Source organism: Methylobacterium sp. NPDC097929, from assembly GCF_049543375.1.
Classification (GTDB): Bacteria; Pseudomonadota; Alphaproteobacteria; order Rhizobiales; family Beijerinckiaceae; genus Methylobacterium.
On sequence record NZ_JBMVEP010000012.1, the window covers coordinates 91,462 to 117,566 of the forward strand.

General features: G+C 71.3%; 2 protein-coding genes. One reads left to right on the forward strand and one right to left on the reverse strand.

Annotation, left to right across the window (positions count from 1 at the left end; translation table 11 throughout):
• Positions 1-24,609, reverse strand: coding sequence for an Ig-like domain-containing protein (locus tag ACPCJR_RS21885; RefSeq protein WP_391514922.1), 24,609 nt, complete (start codon positions 24,607-24,609; stop codon positions 1-3).
• A gap of 889 nt (positions 24,610-25,498) precedes the next feature.
• On the opposite strand from ACPCJR_RS21885, the gene ACPCJR_RS21890 reads away from it, so the two are divergent.
• Positions 25,499-25,987 carry a GAF domain-containing protein gene (locus ACPCJR_RS21890; protein ID WP_391514920.1) on the forward strand — a complete coding sequence of 163 codons (489 nt, stop codon included), beginning with the start codon at positions 25,499-25,501 and terminating at the stop codon, positions 25,985-25,987.
• Positions 25,988-26,105 lie beyond the last annotated feature (118 nt).

The following is a 26,105-nucleotide window of genomic DNA, read 5'->3' on the forward strand; positions in this document are numbered from 1 at the left end:
TCATGAGCGGTCGGCCTCGGCCTGGATGTCGCGATGGGAGTGGGTGAGGTCGGGGTGCGGAAGCTCCGCGAAGGCGGCTTCGAGGCGGTCCTGACCGCGCTCGAACCGGCTCGCGAAGCCGCGGAGTTTCTGGGCGAGGCCCGGGTTGAAGCCCGAATCGAACCCCGCTGCGCTCGCCTCACGGGAGGCGGCGGAGGGCTCGGCCGGGTTGTCCCGGAACATCCAGTCGGCGTGCGCCGCTTCGCCCCTGCGCATCAGAAGGAGCGGGTGCTCGGCGGGCGTTCCCGCTTCGTCACGCGGCGGAGTCGGCTCGGGCAGAGGGACGGGCGCGGGGATGGGCGCGGGGATGGGCGTGGGGAAGGCCGGCAGCGCGATCGGCGGCAGCGGTCCGCTCCAGACCCGCAGGGCCTGGAGCGGCGCCACGATCTCCGGCTCGATCCGCAGGCTCGTGCAGAGGGGACGGCCCTCGTGCAGGATGTCGATCGCGGCTCTGGGCGCATGCCGCGGCACGGCGTCGGCGAGGGGGAAGCCCGTGCCGTAGCGGAAGCGGGCATGCTCGATGACGTGGGGCAGGATCCGCAGCGCTCCCACCTCGGGGCAGGGCAGCGCGACCGGCAGCGGCACCGCCTCGACGATCCAGCCCGTGCCGTAGAACAGCCGCTCCCGGCTTTCGTCGCCGCGGTCGCGGAAGACGTTGTCCCCGGCCTGGAACGGCGCGATCGTCCCCCGGACCGTGGCGGTGGCGCTGCCGCCCTGGCCGTCCGAGACGGCGTAGGTGAAGCTCGTCGCGCCGGTGAAGCCGGGGGTCGCCGCGAAACTCAGGCTACCGTCCGCATTCAGGGTGACGCGTCCGCCCGCCACCGCGACGGAGAAGCCGGGTGCGATCGCCTGACCGTCCACCGCCGTGACCGTGAGCGGATCGCCGTCCGCGTCCCGGTCGTTGGCCAGAACCGGGATGACCGAGACGCCGTTCTCGACGCCGAGGAAGACGTCGTCCGCGGCGACGGGCGCGTCCGGCACCGGCGCGATCGTGCCGAGCACCGATCCGGAGGCGCTGCCGCCCCGTCCGTCCGTCACCGTGTAGGCGAAGCCGACCGTGCCGTTGAAGTCCGGCGCGGGCGTGAAGACGAGGGTGCCGTCCGCCGCGAGCCGGACGCTGCCGCCCGCCACCACCACCGCCCCGCCCGCCGCCAGGGGGATGCCGTTGACCGCCGTGACGGCGAGGGGATCGCCGTCGGCGTCGCGGTCGTTGCCGAGCACGTCGATGACGACGGTGCCGTCCTCGGCCATGATGAACCCGTCGGCGCCTGCGACCGGGGCGTCGTTGACCGCCGCCACGTTGCCGTCGAACGCCGCCGTGGCGAAGCCGCCCTGACCGTCGGAGACGGTGTAGCGGAAGCCGATCGGGCCGCTGACGTCGGCCGCGGGCGTGAACAGCAGGGTACCGTCGCCGTTCAGCCGTACGATGCCGCCCACGACCGCGACGGAGCCGCCGGGCAGGATCGCCCGTCCGTCGATGGCGGTGATCGTCAGCGGATCGCCGTCCACGTCGCTGTCGTTGGCCAGCGGCGCCAGCAGGATCGGCGTGTCCTCGGTCGCGCTGAAGGTGTCCGGGCCGAGCACGGGCGCATCATTGACGGCTGCAAGCGTGCCGCTGATCGCGGTCGTGGTGAGGCCCCCCGCGCCGTCCGAGACGGTGTAGGTGAAGCTGACGGGGCCGTTGGCGTTCGGCGCCGGCACGAAGGTGAGGGTGCCGTCCGGGTTCAGGGTCACCGTGCCCGCCGCCACCGCGACCGAGCCGCCGGGCAGGATCGCCTGCCCGTCGATGGCGGTGACCGTCAGCGGATCGCCGTCCACGTCGCCGTCGTTGGCCAGCACCGCGAGGATCGCGGGCGTATCTTCGGTGCCGGCAAAGCTGTCCGGCCCGGCAACGGGAGCATCGTTGACGGCCGCCACGCCGCCGCTGAACGCCGCCGTCGCCGTGCCGCCCTGGCCGTCGGAGACGGTGTAGCTGAAGGAGACGGGGCCGTTGACGTCGGCCGCGGGCGTGAACAGCAGGGTACCGTCGCCGTTCAGCCGTACGATGCCGCCCACGACCGCGACGGAGCCGCCGGGCAGGATCGCCTGCCCATCGATGGCGGTGATCGTCAGCGGATCGCCGTCCACGTCGCGGTCGTTGGCCAGCGGCGCCAGCAAGACCGGAGTATCCTCGGTCACGCTGAAGCTGTCCGGGCCGAGCACGGGCGCATCGTTGACCGCCGCGAGCACACCGCTGACGACGGCCGTGGTCGCGCCGCCCTGACCGTCCGAGACGGTATAGGTGAACGAGACAGGGCCGTTGAGGTTGGCCGCCGGCACGAGGGTGAGCGTGCCGTCCGGGTTCAGGGTCACGATGCCGGCCGCCACCGCGACCGAGCCGCCGGGCAGGATCGCCTGCCCGTCGATGGCCGTGATGCTGAGCGCGCTGCCCTCGACATCGCCGTCGTTGGCGAGCACCGCGAGGATCGCGGGCGTCTCCTCGGTGCCGGCGAAAGTGTCAGCCCCTGCGACCGGCGCGTCGTTGACCGGCGTGACGCTGCCCGCCACCAGCGCCGTGGCAATGCCGCCCTGGCCGTCGGAGACGGTGTAGCTGAAGCCGACCGGGCCGTTGAAGTCGGGCGCGGGCGTGAACAGGAGTTGGCCGTCCGCCCTCAGGCTCACGCTGCCGCCGGCCACCGCGACGGCGGGGCCGCCCGCGAGGATCGCTCGGCCGTCGATGGCGGTGATCGTGAGCGGGTCGCCGTCGATGTCGCGGTCGTTGGCGAGCACCGGCAGGAGGGTTGGCGTGTCCTCAGCCACGACGAAGCCGTCCCCCGCCGCTGCCGGCACGTCATTCACCGCGCCGACGGCCACCGTGACGGTGTAGGTGCTCGTGAGGCTGCCGTCCGAGACGGTGTAGGCGAAGCTGTCGCTGCCGTTGAAGTCCGGGTTCGGCACGTAGGTGAAGCGTCCGTCCGGCGTGACCGTGGCGATGCCGTTGGCCGGCCCGGTGCCGAGGGCGTAGGCGATCGCCGCCCCCTCCGGATCGAAGGCGGGGGGCAGGGTGCCGCTGACGGGCGTGTCTTCCAGGGTCGCCGTGGCGAGCGGGGCTCCGACCGGCGCGTCGTTCACCGCCCGCACCGCGACGGTGACCGTCGCGACGGCGACCCCGCCCTGGCCGTCGCTGACGCGAACCTGGAAGGTCTCGGTTCCGCTGAAATCCGGGTTCGGCTTGAAGACGAAGCTGCCGTCCGGGTCGAGCCGGACCGTGCCGTTGGCGGGCTGCGCCAGCAGGGCGAAGGTCAGAGCGTCGCCGTCGACATCGCTGGCGGGGATCGCTCCCGCCACGGGCTGATCCTCGTCGGTCGCGAGCGCGAGATTCGCGGTCGCGGGCAGGTCGTTGACCGGGTCGATCAGGATCGATGCGGTGTCGGCGTCGCTCAAGGGGCCGCCGGCGCCGCCGCTGCCGTCGTCCAGGGTCCGCATCACCAGCGTGACCGGATCGGTGGCGTTCGCGGGCGGCGTGAAGACCGGTGCCGTGGCGGCGAGGTAGGCGTTGAGCGCGTCGCGGGAGCCGCTGAGGGTCAGCGTGCCGGTGCCGCTGCCCGCGACCGTCACGCCGCCCGCCGGGGCCGCGTCGAGGCGCCCGGCATCGACGCTCAGCGTGAGCGTGAGCGGACCCGCATCGACATCCGCGACCGAGAGGCCGGCGAGGACGAGCGGCGTGTCCTCGAGCGCGGTGAAGCTCGGCGGCAGCCCGTTGACCGGCGCGTCGTTGACGGCGCCGACGGTGCCGGCGACCTGCCCCGGGGTCGTGGTCGTGCCGTCGGAGACGGTGTAGCCGAAGGCCGCCGGGCCGAAGAAGTCCGGTGCCGCCGCGAAGGTGAGCGTGCCGTCCGGGTTCAGGGTCACCGTGCCGCCCTGGACGGCGACGCTGCCGCCGGGCGCCACTGCGGTGCCGTCGATGGCGGTGACGGTGAGCGGATCGCCGTCGATGTCGGTGTCGTTGCCGAGCACCGCGATGGTCGCGGTTCCGTCTTCGGCCACCGCGAAGCCGTCGGCCGCGGCGACCGGCGCGTCGTTGACGGGCGCCACCGTGAGCGTGACGGTCGCGAGGCTCGTGCCGCCGTTCCCGTCGGAGACCCGGTAGGTGAAGCGGTCGATCCCGTTGAAATCGGCGGCCGGGGTGTAGGTGAAGCGTCCGTCCGCCGCGAGGACGAGGCTGCCGTTGGCCAGCCCCGCGACGAGGACGTAGCTCAGCGGATCGCCGTCGGGGTCGATGTCCGGGCCGGCGCCGTTGTCGAGCGCCACGCTGCCGGACACGGCGAGGTCTTCGCTGGTGGTGATGGCGTCGTCCGCCGCGACGGGTGCGGGGTTGACGATCATCCAGTCGAAGCTGCGGCTCACCACGGCCCCCGCGGGATCGGTCGCGGTGACCGTGATCCGGTAGGTCGCGCTGCCCGTCGGGCCGGACGCGCTGGCAGAGAGCGTGCCGGTGACCGCGCCGGTGAGGGGATCGATGCCGAGCCCGGGCGGCAGCCCGGCCGCCGCGAAGGTGAGCGCGTCGCCGTCGACATCGCGGAAGGCCGCGCCGAGGGCGAGGCTGACGGGGGCGCCGTCCGCCCCCATGAGCGGCGGCAGGGCGTCGGCCTCGGGCGCGTCGTTCGCCCCGTCGACCCGGACGGTGAGGGTGGCGCTGGCGAGGCCTCCGGCCCCGTCCGAGACCGTGTAGGTCACGCTCGTGGTGCGCGACTGCCCCGCGGGCAGGTCGGCGAAATCCGCGGCGGGATCGAACTGGAAGGCGCCGCCCGCCTGGATCGTGAACGTGCCGCCGTTGCTGCCCGCCACCGCCGTGCCGACCCCGCCCGAGGCCGCGCCGACGCCGACCACGGTGAGGACGTCCCCGTCGACGTCCGTGTCCGTGCCCGGCGCGTCGAGGATCACGTTGCCGCTGACGGCCGCGTCCTGGCCGGTCACGGCCGCGTCGTCGGCGGCGAGCGGCGCGTCGTTGACCGCGGTGACGGTGCCGGTGACGAGACCCTGCGCCGTCCCGCCCTGACCGTCGGAGACCGTGTAGGTGAAGGAGACGGCGCCGTTGAAATTCGCCGTCGGCGTGAACAGCAGGGTGCCGTCCAGCCCGAGCGTGACCGTGCCGGCCCCGACGGCGACCGAGCCGCTGGGCAGGATCGCGGCGCCGTTGATCTGGGTGACCGCGAGCGGGTTGCCGTCGATGTCGCGGTCGTTCCCCAGCACCGCGACCGTCACAGCCGCTTCCTCGGCGGTGAGGAAGCTGTCGGCCCCCGCAACGGGCGCGTCGTTGACCGCGCCGACGCTGACCGAAACCGTGTAGGTCACGGCGCTCGTGCCGTCGCTCACCGTGTAGGTGAAGCTGTCCGGCCCGTTGAAGTTGGGCGCCGGTGTATAGGTGTAGGTGCCGGCCGGATCGATCGAGACCGTGCCGTTGGCGGGCGCGGCGGCCAGGGCGTAGGTCAGCGGCTCCCCATCGATGTCGGTGGCGCGCGGAAGGATGCCGCTCGCGGGCGTGTCCTCGGTCACGGCAATGCTGGCATCGGCGCCCACGGGCGCGTCGTTCACGCCCGTGACCGTGACGCTGAGCACGGCGGTCGCGGTGCCGTTCTGGCCGTCCGAAATCGTGTAGTCGATGCTGGTGACGCGGGTGACGCCTGCGGGCAGGTCGTCGAAGTCGTTGCCCGCGGCGAAGGTGAAGCCGCCGCCGGGCAGGATCGTGAACTGGCCGCCCGCCGAGCCCGCGAGGGGGCTGCCGACGCCGCCGGTCGTACCGTCCACCGCGACGACGCTGAGCGGGTCGCCGTCGGGGTCGCGATCGGGGCCGGCGCCGTTGTCGGCGAGGACGGAGCCCGTGACCGTGCCGTCCTGCACCGCCGCGAACGCGTCGCTCTCCGCGACCGGCGCGGGGTTGGTGATCTGAAGGCCGAAGGTCCGCGCGGCCGTCGTGCCCGAGGGATCCCGCGCCGTCACCGTGACCGTGTAGGCGCCGCCATTCACCTGCGAGGCGGACCGGTCCACGATGCCGCGGATCACGCCCGTGGCGGGATCGATGGTGAGGCCCGCGGGCTGGCCGGTCAGGGAGAAGGTCAGGGCATCGCCGTCGATGTCGGTGAAGGCGTCCGACACGTCGAGGCCGACGGCCTGCGCATCCGTGAACGCCTGGTCCGGGATCGGCCCGGCCACGGGTGCGTCGTTGACCGGCGTCACGGTGACGGTGACCGTGTAGGTCGTGGTCGCGATGCCGTCGCTGACCGAGTAGGTGAAGCTGTCGAGGCCGGTGAAATCCGGGTTCGGGGTGTAGGTGAAGCTGCCGGTGCTGCTGATCGCCACCGTGCCGTTCGTGGGCTGCGACGCCTCCGCGTAGACGAGGGTGTCGCCGTCGGCATCGAAGGCTGACGGCAGCGGGGCTGCCATAGCCTGGTCCTCCGCCGTCGTGACGCTGAGGTCGGCGGCCGAGGGTGCGTCGTTCGCGCCCGTGACGGTAACGGTGAGCGTCGCCGAGGCGAGGGCGCCGCTCGGGTCGGCCACGGTATAGGTGATGCTCGTGGCGCGGCTCTCGCCGGCCTGCAGATCCTGGAAGGCGATCCCCGGATCGAAGTCGTAGGTGCCGTCGGCCCGAACGAGGAACACGCCGCCGGCCGAGCCGGCGACGCCTGTTCCGACGCCGGCGGGCGTGCCGGCCACGGCGACCACCGTGAGCGCCGCGCCCTCGGGGTCGCGGTCGTTGCTGAGCACGGAGGCGCCGGCCAGGATCGGCCCGTCCTCGCCCGTCGCGCCGGCATCGTCGGCGGCGAGCGGTGCGTCGTTGACCGGCACGACCGTCACCACCGCCTGGGCGGCCGCGGACAGGTTGCCGGCGGTATCGGCCACGCTGAAGCTGAAGGTGCGGGCACCCAGCGTCGGGTTGTCGCTGACGTTCTCGTAGCGCAGCGCCGCCACGAAGGCGCGCAGGGTGCCCGTGGGCAGCGGCGTGCCGACGCCCGCGGCGTTCTGCAGCGTGAGGGTGCCGGCACCGTCGTAGGCGTAGCTGAGCGTGCTACCGCCGAAAGCGATCGTGCCGGCCGACGGCGTCGCGCGGACGATGTCCACCAGCCCGTTGAGGTGCAGGATTTCGCTGCCCGCATCCGCCGCTTCGCCGCCGATGGTGAGCAGAAGGGCGAAGACGTCGTTCTCCGCGTCCGCGATGCCGACACCGGCCGCGATCGCGACAGGGCCGCCGCCCTCGGTGAAGACGGCCGTGCTGCCGAGGCCGGGCGTCGTCGGGTCGAGGTCGATCACCGGCGCGTCGTTCACGGCCGCGACGCTGATGCTCACCGCCGCATCCGCCATAGCGCCGTCGGCATCCCGGATCGCGTAGGTCAGCGTGGTGGTGCCATTGAAATCCGCATTGGGGCGGAAGGTCAGGCCGCCGTCGGGATTGAGCGTCACCGTGCCGTCGGCCACGGAGACGGTCTGCCCCGTTGCGATCGCCTGGCCGTCGATGCGGACGATCGCGAGCGCGTCGCCGTCCCGATCCGTATCGACACCCGCAGCACCGCTCACGGTCCCGGCCCCGGTCAGCGGGTTGAAGGTGACCGGCGTGTCCTCGCTCGTAGCGACCGTGTCGTTGAGCGCCACCGGCGCCGGGTTGAGGACCGTGAAGGCGAAGGTCGAGGAAGTGCCGGCGCCGCTGGGATCGGTGGCCGTGACCGTGATGAGGTAAGGGCTGCCCTGAGAGGCATCCGCGGTCAGCGTTCCGGAGATCACGCCGGCCGGGTTGAGGCTCAGGCCGGGGGGCAGCGCTGGCGCCGTGAAGGTGAGGCCGTCCCCGTCGATGTCGGCGAAGAAGCCGGACACGTCGAAGTTGACGCTTTCCCCGTCCGAGCGGACGCGGTCGGGGATGGGGCTCACGGTCGGTACGTCGTTGACCGGCGCGACCACGATGGCGACGGTCGCCGTGTCGGTGCCGGCATTGCCGTCGTCGATCGTGTAGGTGAAGGATTCCGTCCCGTTGAAGTTCGCGTTCGGCGTGAAGCGCAGGACCGGGCGGCCGACGGTGCCGTTGACGAGCTGCACCGTGCCGTTCGCCGTCGACACCGCCGGGCCGCCGACCACCAGCGTCACGTTCTCGACCCGGATCACCACGTTGGTGTCGCCGTCGGGATCGAGGTCGTTGCCCAGGACATCGACGTTGACGGGCGTATCCTCGACCGCATTGAGAACGATGTCGTTCTGCGCCTGCGGCGTCAGGTTGTTGACCGTGTAGACGAACTGGCTCGAGGCCATGCCGCCCTGGCTGTCCATGGCGGTGACGGTGACGAGGTAGTCGCGCGTGCCCGTCGGCCCGGAGGCGCCGGGCAGGATCTGGCCGGAGACGATGCCGGCCGGCGAGATCGTCAGGCCCGGCGGCAGACCCGTTGCCGTGAAGGTCAGCCGCTCGCCCTCCGGGTCGCGGAAGGTGTTGGAGAGGTCGAAGGTCACGCTGTCGCCGTCGTTGCGCACGGCGTCCGGGATCGGCGCGGCCGCGATCGGCGCGTCGTTGACGGCGCCGACCGAGACGTTGACGACCGCGGTCGAGAGACCGCCCTGACCGTCGCTCACCCGGTAGACGATCGTGTCGATGCCGCTGTAGTTCGCGTTGGGCGTGTAGCGCAGGGTGCCATCGGGGTTGATGCCGACGGTGCCGTTGCCGGCCAGCGGCGGGAAGGCCGGATCGACGAAGAGCGTGTCGCCATCGGGATCGCTGTCGTTGGCGACCACGTCGATGTTGATCGGCGTGTCCTCCAGGGTCGCGATCGCGTCGTTGACTGCGGTCGGAGCCGGGTTGGTGACGTTGAGGACGAAATTCGCCGTCGTCAGCGCGCCGCCGTCCGACGCCGTGACGGTGACGGTGTAGGTCCCGTTGCCGAGCGGTCCGCCGCGGCTGGCATCGTTCGCGATCGTGCCGGTGAGCGATCCGTCCGGGTTCATTCTCAGCCCGGCCGGGAGGCCCGTCGCGCTGAACGTGAGGGCATCGCCCTCCGGATCGGTGAAGAAGACGGCGACGCTCAAGGGATCGACGGTGAGATCGTCGCCGTCCGCCCGGACATAGGCCGGGATCGGGCCGGCCGCGGGCGCGTCGTTCACGCCCGTGACCAGGACGGTCAGCGTCGCGGTGTCGAGGCCCCCGTTGTCGTCGCGCAGGGTGTAGACGATGCTGGTGGCGCGGGTTTCGCCGGCCTGGAGGTCGGCGAAGGCGGTGCCGGCGGTGAACGTGTACCCGCCGTCGGCGCCGACCGTGAAGAGGCCGCCCGCCGAACCTGTCACCGTGACCGGTGTGCCGGCCACCACGGCGAGACCGTTCACCGCCGAGACCGCGAAGCCGTCGCCGTCCGGGTCGGTATCGTTGGCCAGCACGTTGCCGAGGGCCGCGCCGACATCCTCCGAGACGGTCAGCTGGTCGGAGAAGGCGGTCGGCGGGATGTTGTCGATGAACCACGTGAAGGTCTGGGTCGCCGCGGGCGCACCGACGGCGCCGCTGTCGCTCGCCGTGACCGTGACCGTGTAGGCCCGCCCACCCTCGGGGCCCGACGCTCCGCTCGTGATCATGCCCGAGACGATGCCGGTACCGGGGTCGATCGAGAGGCCCGGCGGCAGGTTCGCGGCGGTGTACGTCAGCGGATCCCCGTCCGGATCTGCGAAGTACACCGAGAGGTTGACGGCATTGCCGCCGCGCAGTTCCTGCCCGTCGTTGTCGATCAGGTCGGCGATGGTGCCGGTCGCGATGGGCGCATCGTTGGCGGGGTTCACCACGATCGTCAGCGTCGCGCTGGCGATGCCGCCGTTGCCGTCGGAGATGGTGTAGACCACCGTATCGATGCCGCTGAAGTCTGCGGGCGGCAGGTAGGTGATGACACCGCCCAGGACGGAGACGCTGCCCCGCCCGGCATTCGCCGCGACGATGGTCAGCGGATCGCCGTCCGGATCGCTGTCGTCCGCGAGGACATCGAAGCTGACGGGCACGTCCTCCGTCGTCGTGATCGTGTCGTTGCTGGCGACGGGCGCGGGGTTCGTGACCGTCAGCGCGAAGCTCTGGCTGATGGCCTGACCGCCCGGATCGGTGGCGGTGACGAGGACGGTGTAGGTGCCGCCCACCCCGCCCTGGCTCGCGTTGCGGTCGATCGTGCCGCTGAGGAAGCCGGTGGCCGGATCGACGCTGAGCCCGGCGGGCAGGCCGGTGGCGGTGAAGCGCAGGGCGTCGCCGTCGGGATCGCGGAAGAAGTCGGCCAGATCGTAGGTGAAGCTCTGGCCGTCGGCCCGAACCCGATCGGGGATCGGGGCGAGCGTCTGCGGCGTGTCGTTGGCGGGCGTGACCGTGATCGTCAGGGTCGCGGTGTCGGTGCCGCCGTTGCCGTCGATGATGGTGTAGGTGAGGGATTCCTGGCCGTTGAAGTCCGGATCGGGGGTGAAGCGCAGCACCTCGTTGCCGTTGATGTCGAGGACGAGGCGGACGCTGCCGTTGGCCGTGTCCACGGCCGGGCCGCCGACCGTCAGCACGATGTTGTTGACTGCGATGACGCGATCGGTGTCGCCGTCCGGGTCGGTGTCGTTGGCCAGGATCGGCACGTCGACGGCTGTGTCCTCGACCGTGGTGGCGACGTCGTCGCGCGCCTGTGGCGGCAGGTTGAGAACGGTGTAGGCAAAGCGCACGGTCGCCGCGGCGCCGTCGGGATCGCGGGCGGTGACGCTGACCGTGTAGGTCGCGGTACCGGTGGGGCCGGAGGCGTCTGCCGAGAGGCGGCCGGTGATGCGGCCCGTCGCGGCATCGATGGTCAGGCCCGGCGGCAGCCCCGCCGCCGAGAAGGTGAGCGCCTGGCCCTCCGCGTCGCTGAAGAAGGCGCCGGCATTGATGTTGTCGATGTCGCCGTCGTTGCGGGTGCGGTCGGCAATCGGCGCGCCGAGAGGCGCGTCGTTCACGGGCAGGACCGTGACCGTGACGACGGCGCTCGCCGTACCGCCCTGACCGTCGGAGAGGGTGTAGACGATCGTGTCGGTGCCGTTGAAATTCGCGCTCGGCGCGTAGGTGATGGCGCCATCCTGGCCGATCAGCACGGTGCCGTGGCCGGCGCTCGCGGAGACCACCCGGAGGGGATCTCCGTCGGGATCGCGATCGGGCGTGCCGCCGCTTGCGGTGCCGTCGAGCACGTTGAGGGTGACGGGCGTGTCCTCGCTGGTGACGACCGCATCGTTGACCGCGATCGGGCTCGGATTCGTCACAACGACGGCGTAGCTGCGGGCGGCGGTGCCGCCGCGCCCGTCATCGGCGGTCACGGTCACCGTGTAGGTCCCGTTGCCCGAGGGGCCGCCCTGGCTGGCGTTGCGGTCGATCGTGCCCGAGACGAGGCCTGCCGGCGAGATCGTCAGACCCGGGGGCAGGCCGACGGCCGAGAAGCTCAGGCGGTCGCCGTCCACGTCGCTGAAGAAGGCGGAGGCGTCGAAGCTGACGGTCTGGCCGTCGATCCGCATGCGGTCGGGCAGGGGGGTCGAGACCGGTGCATCGTTGACCGGCGCGATCGCCACCGTGACGTAGTATTCGTTCGTGCCGCCCCGCCCGTCACTGACGACGTAGCTGAAGCGATCGGTACCGCTGACATCGGCGTTCGGCGTGTAGGTGAAGGTGCCGTCCGGGTTGATCGTGACGCGGCCGCTCGCCGGACTCGTGGTGCCGGCCGCGTAGGTGATCCCGTCGTTGTCCGCGTCGGTCGCAGCGGGGAGTTGGCCGACGAGTGCCGCGTCCTCGTTCGTCGCGACGCTCGCATCCGCGGCGACCGGCAGGTCGTTGACGGGACTGACGCTGCCGGAGACCGCGGCCGTGGCGAGGCCGCCCTGGCCGTCCGAAACGGTGTAGGTGAAGCCGACGGGTCCGTTGAAGTCGGCGTTCGGCACGAAGGTGAGCGTGCCGTCGAGGTTCAGCGTGACGGTGCCGGCGACCACGGCGACCGAGCTGCCGGGCGCGATGGCCGTCCCGTTGATCGCGGTGATCGTGAGCGGGTCGCCGTCCACGTCGCCGTCATTGGTCAGCACGGCGATGGTCGAGGGCGTATCCTCGGTGCCGGTGAAGCTGTCGGCGACCGCGACCGGCGCGTCGTTGACCGGCGTCACGACGCCCGTCACCGTGGCGCTGGCCGTGCCGCCGTTCCCGTCCGAGAGGGCGTAGGCGAAGCTGACGGGGCCGTTGACGTTCGGCAGCGGCACGAAGGTGAGGGTGCCGTCCGGGTTCAGGGTCACCGTGCCGCCCGCCACGGCGATCGAGCCGCCGGCGGCGATGAAGGCGCCGTTGATCTGGATCAGGCCGAGCGCGTCGCCATCGGGGTCGCTGTCGTTCAGGCGCACCTCGAAGGTGACACTGCCGTCCTCGGCGACCGTGAAGCTGTCGTCGCCGAGCACCGGGGCGTCGTTGACGGGGGCGATGCTGCCGCTGACGGTCGCCGTGGCGAGGCCGCCCTGCCCATCCGACACGGTGTAGCTGAAGCCGACGGGCCCGTTGAAATCGAGGTTCGGCGTGAAGACGAGGGTGTTGTCCGGGTTCAGCCTCACGCTGCCGTTGGCGACCGCGACCGAGCCGCCGGGCGCCACGGCCGTCCCATCGATCGCGGTGACCGTGAGCGGATCGCCGTCCACGTCGCCGTCATTGCCGAGCACGGCGATCAGCGAGGGCGTATCCTCGCGCCCGATGAAGCTGTCGGCGCCTGCCACCGGCGCGTCCTGGACCGGGGTCACGGAGCCGGTCACGGTCGCGCTCGCCGTGCCGCCCTGGCCGTCCGACACCGTGTAGGTGAAGCTGACGGGGCCGTTGACATTCGCGGCCGGCGTGAAGAGGAGCGTGCCGTCTCCGTTCAGCGCGACCGTGCCGCCGGGGATCGTGACCGCGCTGCCCGCGGTGATGGCTTGGCCGTTGACCGCGATGACGGCGAGCGGGTCGCCGTCCACGTCGCCGTCGTTGCCGAGGACCGCGACGACGGCCGCCGTATCTTCCGCCGTGACGAAGCTGTCGGCAACCGCGACCGGCGCGTCGTTGACCGGGGCGATGCTGCCGCTGACGATCGCGGTGGCGCTGCCGCCCCGGCCGTCCGAGACGGTGTAGCTGAAGGAGACCGGGCCGTTGACGTTGGCGCCGGGCACGAAGGTCAGCGTGCCGTCCGGATTCAGGGTGGCGGCTCCGCCCGCCACGGCAACCGTCCCGCCCGGGAGGATCGCCTGTCCGGCGACCGCCGTGATCGTCAGCGGATCGTTCTCGGCATCCGCATCGTTGGCGCGCGGATCGAAGGTGACCGGCTGCTCCTCGATCGTGGCGAAGACATCGTCCCGCACCACGGGCGCGTCGTTCACGCCGGTGACGGTGACGGTGAGCGTCGCGCTCGCCGTCCCGCCCTGGCCGTCGGAGATCGTGTAGGTGGCGCGGGTGGCGCGGGTCTCGCCGGCACCGAGGTCGGCGAAGCTCGCATCCGGCACGAAACCGAAGGCGCCGCCGGAGCCGATGACGAACGTGCCGCCGGCCGAGCCCGCGACCGCAACGCCGACGAGGGCCGAGGCGCCGTTGACCGCGGTGACGGTCAGCGCGTCCCCGTCGGGGTCCCTGTCGGCGCCCGCGCCGTTGTCGGCCAGAACCGATCCGGCGACGGCTGTATTCTGGGCCGTGGTGACGGCGTCGTCGGCCGCGACGGGTGCCGGGTTCGTCACGGTGAGGGTGAAGGCGCGGCTGGTCGTGAGCCCCGCGGAATCGGTGGCGGTGACGGTCACCGCATAGGGCGCCGCGACGCTCGCGTTCGCGGCCAGCGTGCCGCTGATCGTGCCGGTCGCGGGATCGATGGCGAGCCCCGGCGGCAGGCCGGTGGCCGAGAAGATCAGTGTCGCGCCGCTGTCGGGATCGGTGAAGTTACCGGCAAGCGGCAGGGTGAAGCCGGCGCCGTCCTGCGCAACTTGGTCGGGGATCGGGACCGACACCGGCGCATCGTTGCGGCCGGTCACGGTGACCGTGAAGGCCGCCTCGCTGGTCGCGCCCGACGGATCGGCGACGCGGTACGTCACCGTGCTGACGCGGGTCGCCCCCTCGGGCAGGTCGGCGAAGGCTCCCCCCGGATCGAAGCGGGCGGTGCCGTCGGCGGCGATGAGGAACATGCCCCCGCCCGAGCCCGCCACCATCGCCCCGACGTTGCCGGTCGCGCCGTCGACCGCGACGATGGTGAGCCGGTCGGCATCCGCATCGCTGTCGTTGAGGACGAGGTTGGCGGCGACCGGGGTGCCGGCATCCGTGGCCGCGCTGTCGGGCAGGGCGACGGGCGCGTCGTGCACCGGCAGGACCGCGACGGTGACCGTGTACGTGCGGGTGATCGTGCCGTCGCTGACCGTGTAGGTGAAGCTGTCGGCGCCGCTGAAGTTCGGGTTCGGGGTGAAGACGAAGCGGCCGTCCGGGTTGACGGTGAGCTGCCCGTTCGCGGGGGAAAGACTGCCCGGCCCGTAAGTCAGCGCGTCGCCGTCGACATCGGTGGCCACCGGCAGGCGCCCGAGCAGCGTCGTGTCCTCGGTGACGGCGACGGTCGCGTCGGCGCCGACCGGCGCGTCGTTGACCGGGGTCACGGTGATCGTCGCAGCGTCGGTATCGGTCAGGGCGTCGCCCGCGCCGCTATTGCCGCCGTCGTTCGTGACCATGGTCAGGCCGACGCTGCCGTTGAAGTCGGCCGGCGGCCGGTAGGTCGGCGCGGAGGCCGCGCCGAGATAGGCGTTGAGCGCCCCGACCGTGCCCGCGAGCGTGATCCGCCCCGTGCCCGACCCCGCCACCGTCACGCCCCCGGCGCCGGCCGCGGTCAGCGTCCCGATGTCGACCGACAGCGTCACCGTCACGGGGCCGGTGCCCGCATCGACGTCGGTGACGGCGAGCCCGGTCAGCTGCAGGGCGGCATCCTCGGAGACCCCGAAGGTCGCGGGGAGGGTGTTGACCGGCGCATCGTTGACCGGCGTCACCGTGAGCGTGACGGTGTTGGCGGTGGGATCGGTGTCCTGGCCCCCGTCGGCCACACCGCCATTGTCGCGGACCCGGAAGGCGAAGGCGAAGCTGCCGCTCGCATTCGCCGCGGGCGTGAAGGTGAGCAGCCCGAGATTCGCCGCCGTGACCACTTGGCCCACCGCGACGGGCGTTCCGCCGAGGGCGAGGATGCCGCCCGCCGGCAATGTGTCGATGATCACCGCCTCGAGGGCGTTGGCGGGGTCGTCGGCCGGGTCGGTGAAGCCGAAATCGGCCGCGGAGAAGGTGTAGGTCGTGTCCTCGGCGAGCGTGGTGGCCCGGTCCGCGCCCGCGGGGGCGTCGTTGACGGGCGTGATCGTGATCGTCGCGGTGTCGATGTCGGTGAGCGCGGCACCGCCGGTATTGCCGTTGTCGTTCGTCGCCATCGTCAGGGTGACGCTCGCCGTGGCGTTCGGCGCCGGGGCGAAGACCGGCGCGGTGGCATCCGCGAGGTAGGCGTTGAGCGCGGCGAGCGTGCCGTCGAGGGTCAGCGTGCCGGTGCCCGCGCCGCCGACCGTGACGCCGGCTGCGGAGACCGCGCTCAGGCTGCCGGTGTTCACGCTCAGCGTGACGCGCAGGAGGCGGGTGCCGGCATCCGCGTCGGCGAGGGAGAGGCCGGTCAGCGCCAGCCCCGTATCCTCGCGGGTGGCGAAGGCCGTGGGCAAGGTGTTGACCGGCGGCGTGTTGATCGCCGCGACCGCGACCTGCACGTTCGCCGTCTCGGTCACGCCGCCCGCACTCACCGTGTAGGTGAAGCTCGTGACGCCGTTGAAGTCGGTGGCCGGTCCGAAGATTAATTCGCCCTGCGCCGTCAACGTCACGCTGCCGTTGGCGACGGCGACCGCCGCGCCGCCCGCGACCAGGGCGGTGCCGTTCACCGCAGTGACGGTGCGGCCGGTATCCTCGAAGGTGTCGTTGACGAGAACCGGGATCAGGACCGGTCTGTCCTCGTCGGTCACCGCCGTGTCGGCGGCGATATCGGCCACCGGCGTGATCGTGAGCGCGACCGTGTCGGTGTCGCTTAAAGTGCCGTCGGAGGTCTGGATCGTGAGCTGGGCCGGGCCGTTATAGTCCGGGTTCGGGGCATAGGCCGCGCCTTCGAGGGCGGCGTTGATGGCGGCGGCCGTGCCGGTGAAGACGAGCGCCGTATCCGCCGTGCCGTCGCCGGTCGTGAAGGTCAGGCCCGCAAGTCCCGAGAGCGTGAGCGTGCCGTTGGTGACGGTGATCGCAACGGTGAGAACGCCGCTGTCGACATCCGCGACGCTGATCGCGTTGCCGTTGGCCGTCGAGAAGATCCGGGCGATGTCCTCCGCCGTGACCTGCGGACCGGGCACGAGGTTCACGGGGGCGTCGTCGACGGGCGTGACGGTGACCGTCACGGTCGCGGTCTCGGTCACCCCGCCCGAGGCGACGGTGTAGGTGAAGCTCGTGACGCCGTTGAAGTTCGGGGCCGGCGTGTAGGTGATCGTCCCGTCGGCGGCGAAGCTGACGCTGCCCTGGCCCGCGGGGGGCTGGGTCACCGCGATCAGGGCGCGGCCCGCATTCTCGAAGCTGTCGGCGCTGGCGCCGCCCGTGCCGAGGATCAGGTTGGCGGTGAGCGGCGTGTCCTCGCTCGTGGTCAGGCTGTCGGGCACGATGTCGGCGACGGGCGTGACCTGGAGCGCGATGGTGTCGGTGTCGGTCGCTGCGCCATCGCTGGTCTGCACGACGATCTGCGCGGCGCCGTTGAAGTCGGGGGTGTTGCGGTAGGTCAGGCCGGCGAGCGCCGTGTTGATCTGCGCGGCGGTGCCGGAGATCACGACGGTCGCGCCGCCGTTTCCGGTGATCGCCGCCCCGCCGCCGGTGGCGACGGTGGCCGTGCCGTTGGCGACGGTGAGGGTCGTGGTGAGAAGGTCGCCGTCGATGTCTGCAACGCGCACGGACGCGCCGTTGGTGAAGGCGAGCGGCGTGTCCTCGGCCACGGACTGCGTGCCCGGGACGGTGTTCAGCGGCGCGTCGTTGACCGGCGTGACGGTGACGCTGACGGTGGCCGTCTCGGTGACGCCGCCGGAGGTGACGGTGTAGGTGAAGCTGGCGAGGCCGTTGAAGTCGGGCGCCGGCGTATAGGTCAGCGTGCCGTCGGCGTTCAGGCGCACGCTGCCGTTGGGAACGGTGACCGCCGCGCCGCCGGCCGTGATCGGGCTGCCGTTGATCGCGGTGATCGCGCGGGCTGGGTTCTCGAAGCTGTCGTTGGCGAGCACGGCGAGGGTTACGGGCACGTCCTCGCTGGTGGCGGCGGTGTCGGGCGCGATGTCGGCCACCGGCGCGATGACGATCGTGCTCGCATCGGTGTCGGTGAGCGGACCGCCCGTGCCGGTGTTGCCGCCATCGTTGGTCGTCATCGTCAGGCTGACGCTGCCGTTGAAGTCGGCCGGGCTCTGCGTGAAGACCGGGGCGGCGGCGGAGGCGAGGTAGGCGTTGATGGCGGTGACGCTGCCGCCGAGGGTGAGGCTCGGGGTTCCGGAGCCGGTGACCGTCACGCCGCCCGCGCTCGCGGCGCTCAAGCTGCCGCTGCTGACGCCGAGCGTGACAGTGACGGCGCCGGTTCCGGCATCGAGATCGGCCACCGACAGGCCCGTCAGCGCCAGCGGCGTGTCCTCGCTAGCGGCAAACGTCGCCGGCAGGCTGTTTATCGGCGCGTCGTTGACCGCCACCACGTTGACGGTTCCCACCGCCACGTTCGAACTCAGCGCCCCGTCGCTCACGCTCACCGCCACGCTGCGCGGCGCCGTCGCGGGGTTGTCCGAGGTCGAGAAGAACCGCACCGCCGCCAGCGCCGACTGGTAGCTCGCCAGGGTGGCCGGGCCGGTCAGCGTCAGAGTAAAGCGCGCCGCGTCGTAGCTCGCCGCAATCCCCGCCGGCAGACCCGCCGCCGCGAGCACATCGCCGGCCTGGCCGTTGGTGATCGTCAGCGTGGCCGAGGCCAGGGTGGTGTTGTCGACGTCGAGGATCAGCACGTCCGTGTCGGCCACCGGCACGCCCGCGCCGTTCTCGGTGTAGGTCGCCGAGAAGCCGGTGCCGGCGCCCGAGGCGTCGAGGTCGAGTACCGGCGCGTCGTTCACCGGCACAACGGTGATCGTCGCGGTGTCGGTGTCCGTCAGCGCGCCGCCGGCGCCGGTGTTGCCGCCGTCACTGGTGGTCATGGTCAGCGCGACCGGACCGTTGGCGTTGGCCGCCGGGGTGAAGACGGGCGCGGCGGCGGAGGCAAGATAGGCGTTGAGAGCGGTGACGGTGCCGGTCAGCGTCAGGCTGGCCGTGCCGGAGCCGGCGACGGTGACGCCGCCGGAGGCGGTGGCGCTGAGCGCGCCGCTGGCCACGCTCAGCGTGATGCTGAGGGCGCCCGTGCCGGCATCGACGTCGGCGACCGAGAGCCCGTTGAGGGTGAGCGGCGTGTCCTCGTTGACGGTGAAGGCGGCCGGCAGGGTGTTGACCGGCGCGTCGTTGACCGGCGCCAGGGTGATGGTGCTGGTGTCGAGGTCGGTGAGCGGACCGCCGGCACCGGTGTTGCCGCCGTCGCTCGTCAGCATCGTCAGCGTGACGGGCCCGTTGACGTTGAGAGCCGGGGTGAAGACGGGGGCGGAGGCCGAGGCGAGGTAGGCGTTGAGAGCGGTGACGGTGCCGGTCAGCGTCAGGTTTGCGGTGCCGGAGCCGGCCACGCCGACGCCGCCCGCACTGGCTGCGCTCAAAGCCCCGCTGGCGACGCTGAGGCTGACGCTGAGCACTCCCGTGCCGGCATCGACGTCGGCCACCGCCAGGCCGGTGAGGGTGAGCGGCGTGTCCTCGGTGCCGGTGAAGCTGGCCGGCAGGGTGTTCACCGGCGCGTCGTTGACCGGCGTGACGGTGACGCTGACGGAGGCCGTCTCGGTGACGCCGCCGGAGGTGACGGTGTAGGTGAAGCTGGTCGCGCCGTTGAAGTCGGCCGCCGGCGTGTAGGTCAGCGTGCCGTCGGCGTTGAGGCGGACGCTGCCATTGGGAACGGTGACCGCCGCGCCGCCGGCCGTGACAGGGCTGCCGTTGATGGCGGTGATCGCGCGGGCTGGGTTCTCGAAGCTGTCGTTGGCGAGCACCGCGAGGGTGACGGGCACGTCCTCGCTGGTGGTAGCGGTGTCGGGCGCGATGTCGGCCACCGGCGCGAGGGTGATCGTGCTCGTGTCCGTGTCGGTCAGCGGCGTGCCGGTGCCGGTGTTGCCGCCGTCATCCGTCAGCATCGTGAGCGTCACGGGACCGTTGGCGTCCGCGACCGGCGTGAAGACGGGCGTCGCAGAACTCGCAAGATAGGCGTTGATCGCGGTGATGCTGCCGCTGAGGGTGAGGCTCGGGGTGCCGGAGCCGGCGACGGCGACGCCGCCCGCGGCGGCTGCGCTCAGAGCACCACTGCTGACACTGAGCGTGACGCTGACGGCGCCGGTGCCGGCATCGATATCGGCCACCGACAAGCCCGTCAGTGCCAGCGGCGTGTCCTCGCTGCCGGCGAACGTCGCCGGCAGGGTGTTCACCGGCGCGTCGTTGACCGCCACCACGTTGACGGTTCCCACCGCCACGTTCGAACTCAGCGCCCCGTCGCTCACGCTCACCGCCACGCTGCGCGGCGCCGTCGCGGGGTTGTCCGAGGTCGAGAAGAACCGCACCGCCGCCAGCGCCGACTGGTAGCTCGCCAGGGTGGCCGGGCCGGTCAGCGTCAGAGTAAAGCGCGCCGCGTCGTAGCTCGCCGCAATCCCCGCCGGCAGACCCGCCGCCGCGAGCACATCGCCGGCCTGGCCGTTGGTGATCGTCAGCGTGGCCGAGGCCAGGGTGGTGTTGTCGACGTCGAGGATCAGCACGTCCGTGTCGGCCACCGGCACGCCCGCGCCGTTCTCGGTGTAGGTCGCCGAGAAGCCGGTGCCGGCGCCCGAGGCGTCGAGGTCGAGTACCGGCGCGTCGTTCACCGGCACAACGGTGATCGTCGCGGTGTCGGTGTCCGTCAGCGCGCCGCCGGCGCCGGTGTTGCCGCCGTCACTGGTGGTCATGGTCAGCGCGACCGGACCGTTGGCGTTGGCCGCCGGGGTGAAGACGGGCGCGGCGGCGGAGGCAAGATAGGCGTTGAGAGCGGTGACGGTGCCGGTCAGCGTCAGGCTGGCCGTGCCGGAGCCGGCGACGGTGACGCCGCCGGAGGCGGTGGCGCTGAGCGCGCCGCTGGCCACGCTCAGCGTGATGCTGAGGGCGCCCGTGCCGGCATCGACGTCGGCGACCGAGAGCCCGTTGAGGGTGAGCGGCGTGTCCTCGTTGACGGTGAAGGCGGCCGGCAGGGTGTTGACCGGCGCGTCGTTGACCGGCGCCAGGGTGATGGTGCTGGTGTCGAGGTCGGTGAGCGGACCGCCGGCACCGGTGTTGCCGCCGTCGCTCGTCAGCATCGTCAGCGTGACGGGCCCGTTGACGTTGAGAGCCGGGGTGAAGACGGGGGCTGCGGCCGAGGCGAGATAGGCGTTGAGGGCGGTCAGCGTGCCGGTGAGCGTGAGGGTGGCCGTGCCGGAGCCGGTCACGCCGACGCCGCCCGCGGCCGCCGCGCTCAAAGCCCCGCTGGCGACGCCGAGGGTGACGCTGAGCGCGCCCGTGCCGGCATCGACGTCGGCCACCGCCAGGCCGGTGAGGGTGAGCGGGGTATCCTCGGTGCCGGTGAAGCTCGCGGGCAGGGTGTTGACCGGCGCGTCGTTGACGGGGGTGACGGTGACGCTGACGGTGGCCGTCTCGGTGATGCCGCCGGAGGTGACGGTGTAGGTGAAGCTGGTCGCGCCGTTGAAGTCGGCGGCCGGCGTGTAGGTCAGGGTGCCGTCGGCGTTGAGGCGGACGCTGCCGTTGGCGACGCTCACCGCTGCGCCGCCGGCCGTGACTGGCGTGCCGTTGATGGCGGTGATCGCGCGTGCGGGGTTCTCGAAGCTGTCGTTGGCGAGCACGGCGAGGGTGACGGGCACGTCCTCGCTGGTGGTGGCGGTGTCGGGCGCGATGTCGGCCACCGGCGCGATGACGATCGTGCTCGCATCGGTGTCGGTGAGCGGACCGCCCGTACCGGTGTTGCCGCCATCGTTGGTCGTCATCGTCAGGCTGACGCTGCCGTTGAAGTCGGCCGGGCTCTGCGTGAAGACCGGGGCTGAGGCCGAGGCGAGATAGGCGTTGATCGCCGTGACGGTGCCGCTGAGGGTGAGGCTCGGTGTGCCGGAGCCGGTGACGGTGACGCCGCCCGCAGTCGCCGCGCTCAGGCTGCCGCTGCTGACGCTGAGCGTGACGCTCACGGCACCGGTGCCGGCATCGACGTCGGCGACCGACAGGCCGGTCAGCGCCAGCGGCGAGTCCTCGCTGGCGGCGAACGCCGCCGGGAGCGTGTTCACCGGCGCGTCGTCCACGGCGGTGACGCTGATCGTGGTCGTGGCGGTGTTGGAGGTCAGGCCGCCATCGTCGACCGTCACGGTGACGTTGCGCGCCAGCGTCGCCGGGTTGTCGGAGGTCGAGGAGAACTGGATCTGCCGGATCGCGGCGGCGTAGGCGGCGGTCGTCGCCCCGCCGCTGAGATTGATCGTGATCTGGCCCGCGACACTGGTATCGGTGGCGGCGGAAATGCCGGTCGGCAGAGTGCCGGCGATCGCCAGCACGTCGCCGGCCTGCGCGTTGGTCAGCACGATCGCTGCGGATTGCAGATTGGTGCTGTCGGGATCGGCGACCGAGGCTGCCGCCGCGGCGATCGCGACGCCTGCGCCGTTCTCCGTGTAGCTCGTCGCGTAGTTCCGGGCGCTCGCCGGATAGGTGTTGACCCGGACCGTATCGACGAAGATGTCGTCGCCGGAGGTGCCGGCATTGTAGGAAAAGACCAGCGCGCCGCTGTCGGCGACGCTCGTCGGAAGATTCACGGTGATGTCGGTCGCCGTCCAGCCCTGGTAGGTCGAGGCGGCGACGGTCGCCGGGCTCCCGCTCGCCCCGTTCAGGTAGGTGACCGTTGCGGTGCTCGCGGCGCCGCCGGACACGCCGGTGCTGATCCGGGCGTAGACCACGCCGCCCACCGAGACATCGAGCACGGCCGCCGCCGTGGTATCGGGCGACGAGTTGTTCCAGCCGAAGCCGAAGATGAGCTGCGCCGTGCCGTTGGAGGACGGTCCGTTGCCCAGGCCCGTCAGGCCGGCCTGTGTCAGGGTGCCGGCACTTCGGTCGGCATCCCAGTAGACGCCGCCGCCGCCGACCGTCGACGTGTAGGCGGTGCTTCCGGAGGTCGTCCACGACGTGGTGCCGCCGGTGAAGGTGCCGTTGGCAACGATGTTGCTGGGCGTATCGGCCGCGACCGCTGAGTTGAGATCGACGACGGGCGGGCGCGCCGCGTAGCCGAAATCTGCGTTGAGGTTGCTGGCGCCGATGGCGGCGAGCGTGACGCTGCGGCTGCTTCCGCCCGTGGTCGAGGCCGCGCTGCCGAGAACCGCGTTCGTGTCCGTGACCCGGACGATGTACTGCCCGGGCAACACACCGGTGAAGAGATAGGCGCCGTCGGCGTCCGAGGTGTCCGTCGCCAGGACGCGCTCGCCCGTATCGACCACGCCATCGCCATCGACATCGTCGATGAGCTGCACGGTGACGTTGGAAAAGCCCGTGTCGCCCGCCGTGACGCTTCCGCTCGCATCGCGGTCGGCGAAGATCCGGTCGCCGATCGAGCCGGTCTGCGGCGTGTAGGTCGCCGCGTCCGAGACGCCGGTGAGCGCGGTGGTGCCGTTCGTGGTGATGGTGACGGCCGCGCCGATCACCGCGCCGGTGACCGGATTGATCTGCTGAATCGTGTTGCCGACGACGTAGGTGTTGCCCAGGATGTCGCCGCCGCCCTGGATGTTGGCACTGGCCCCGTTCGTGACGGTGCCGAGGATGGTCCCGTTGGCGGCCCCGGAGGCGAGGCTGTAGCGCGTGATCGTGTTGCCGCTCAGGCTGAGCAGCACGCCGGTGCCGCTCGGATCGATGGCGAAGTCGCCCCAGTCGTTGGCGGTGGTGATCTGGCTGCCGAAGGTGGCTGCCGACGCCAGCGTACGCCCGCCATTGGTGAAGGTGAGCTGGTAGATCTGGTCGTTGGTGCCGGGAGCGTTGACGTTCTCGATGCCGAGATAAAGCGTGCCGTTATAGAAGGCGGCGGCACCGCTGCCGACGCCGGTGGTGGATCCGACCGCGATGCTGAGACCTGCGCCGTTGTTCGTCAGATCGCTATCGATGACGATGTGCGCGTTGTTGACGTAATCGTAGGCGAACAGCGCGCGATTGAGGCCCGAACTGGCGCTGTCGGCGTAGTAGATCAGCCCGTTGGCCTGATCGATCGCCACGGAATTGAGGGTTCCGCTGAGCGTGAGTCCGAGGAGGGTGGTCGGAGCCGTCGTGATCAGCGTCGCTTTTCCGGTCGTGACGTCGATGCTGTAGAGGCCCTGGCCGACGGCCGCGATGATCGCGCCGCGCCCGGTGTTGACGGCGGTGGCGAGCAGGCCGGCATAGGCGGCGCGGGCGCTTTCATCGACGGCGAGCTGCGCCTCGACCGTGCCGGTGTGCCGCTCGAGATCCCAATCGCCGCCGAGAGCGGCGGCGCCCGTCGGATCGACCGAGGCGGCCACGTCGGCCCCGGTGGCCTCGCTCAGCAACGCCACTGCACGGGCACCGGCCTCTCCGCCGGCGAAATCGCAGCCGTAGATCAGCAGGTCGGCATCGGGCGAGAGCGCCGTGCGCAGACCTACGAGCGCGGCGGCGTAGCGCCCGGTGATCGTGTCCGCGTCGAGCGTGGCGGTGCCGATCTGCAGCGAGGCCGCCTCGCCATGGGACAGGATGTGGACGGCATCGATCCCGCTGCGTCCCTGCAAGGCCTCGGCGATCTGCTCGACGCCGTCGCGGTCGCCGTCGAGCAGGATGGCCTCCGCATTCGGCGCGAGCCCTTTCAGCAGCGTCTCGCGGTCGGTTAGCTGACGATCGATGAACACGATCTCGCGGCGGGTCGCCGCATCCTGTCCCCCGTGCAGGACAACCTCCGCGCCGGTGAAGGCGGCGAGCCGGTCCGCACCCGATGCGCCCGCGGCACCGGCTGCGAAACCGTCCGCGTCGATCACGATGTCGGCGTCGTCGGAGAGCGTCGCACCGATGCGCTGGAGCAAGCCCTGCTGTTCGGCGCTCAGCGCGTTGAAGTCGACCCGGCCGTTGCCGAGCGAGAGGGTGCCTCCCTCGCCGTCGGCCCGGATCTCGATCCCGGCCATGCCGGTGCGCCCGCGCAGATACTCGGCAATCCGGCCGAGGCCGTCCTCGCCCGCCGAGAGGACCAGCACCTCGTGTCCCGGCCCGGTTGCCTGCGCCGCGTCCGGGCCGCGGCTCGCGGCATCGACGACGACGAGGCGGGGGCCTTCCCCTCCCGGTTCGCGCGCCTCGAAACCGGCCGCCGCCGACAGCTCAGCGGACGATTCGAGGGCGGCACGGCCCTCATGTGTCGCGGCCTCTCCGGAATGGCCCTTATCGTCGGCCTGCGCAGCCATCGCATCCGCCGCCACGGCAGCGGCGGCATCGAACAGAACGCGATTTTCGAGACGCAGCAGCGTCGGGGACGCAGATCGATGGCGCGGGCGACGGTGCGACACACGGAGCTCCGAACGGTCAGGTTCGATAGTGTTACGCGCCAGCTTTCTCCGGAGAAAAGATCAAACTTAAAGGGTTCTGGCTATTTGCATGTAAAAAGACATTTTCATAAACGCTGTTGTGGTAATTATACAAGATGCAAGACAGAAATTAGGTGTTTAATCACCAAATTCTACATGAGCTATTTACGACAGTCGAGCGCATTCGATTTTCGTTTGAGTAGCGGGCCGGTATCTGCTGGGGACAGCGCCTCTACTTCGGCGAGAAAATGGTCACCCGGTGTTCGCGTTGATGCGCACGTTCGTCACCGCGCTGGTCCGGACGAACTCATGGCAGAGACTGGGTAACGAGCCGTCCTGTCGGGCGAGCGATCTTGCGGTCGGCCACACCGCTCGCTTGGCACGGCCCGTCTATACTGGACAGGTTGACGTCCGAGGCCATCGCCGCCGGCAAGAGTGTAGACGACACTGCGCTCATCAGGAGCGTACTCGGCACCTCCATGCGTCGATGCGGTCGTACGGCTTCCGGCGCCCCTCGTAGCAGGGAAGTCTACGAGCGGCAGGTTTTTCGACGACATCGGTGTGCGCGCTTTTGTTTTGGCTGGCGCGCCAATCCGCTCTCCGAGCCTGTTCGTCCGATCGAGGCTGCTCCGCCTCCGATCGCGACGCGTCTCGAAGCGATGGTCGGCAGAACGACGGTCGATCTCCGCTGACGGGTGTGGGTGCAATCGCCGCGGATTGCAGCTAGGGTCACGGGCGCAATCGGCGCGGTCGCCCGCGGGTGCTTTCCATGGACGCTCAATCCGCGAGACTGGCGAGCGCCCGGGCTCGATTGCTGGCCGTTACCTCGCTCGATGGACTGGTCTCGGCGCTGAGCGCGACCGGCCGCGAGATTGCAGGATCGGACGGCATCGCGGTGGTGCTGCGAAGCGGCGGCTTCTGCCACTACGTGGCGGAGGACGCGATCATGCCGTTGTGGCGCGGCAGCCGGTTTCGCCTGGAGGAATGCATCTCCGGTTGGGCGATGCTGAACGGGCGGGCGGCGGTCGTGCCCGATGTCTGGAACGACCTGCGCGTCCCCGTCGCCGTCTATAAGGCCAGTTCGGTGCGAAGCCTCGTCATGACGCCGATCGGGACGCCGATTCCGGTCGCGGCCCTCGGTGCCTATTGGTGCGCCTCGGTCGAGCCGGATGACGGCACGGTGCAGCGCCTGCAGGCACTCGCCGACATGTCCACCGAAGCGCTGACCCGGCTGCAACCGAGCACCTGCGCGGCCTGAGGGCGCCCTCGGGAAGCCGGCCCGGCGACCCGTACGATTGACAGTTCAGACCGGCTCGCGCCCGGCCCGGAGGTGCGGTGGAGAGGAGGCGTCAGACCGTTTCCGATTGATCGCTTCG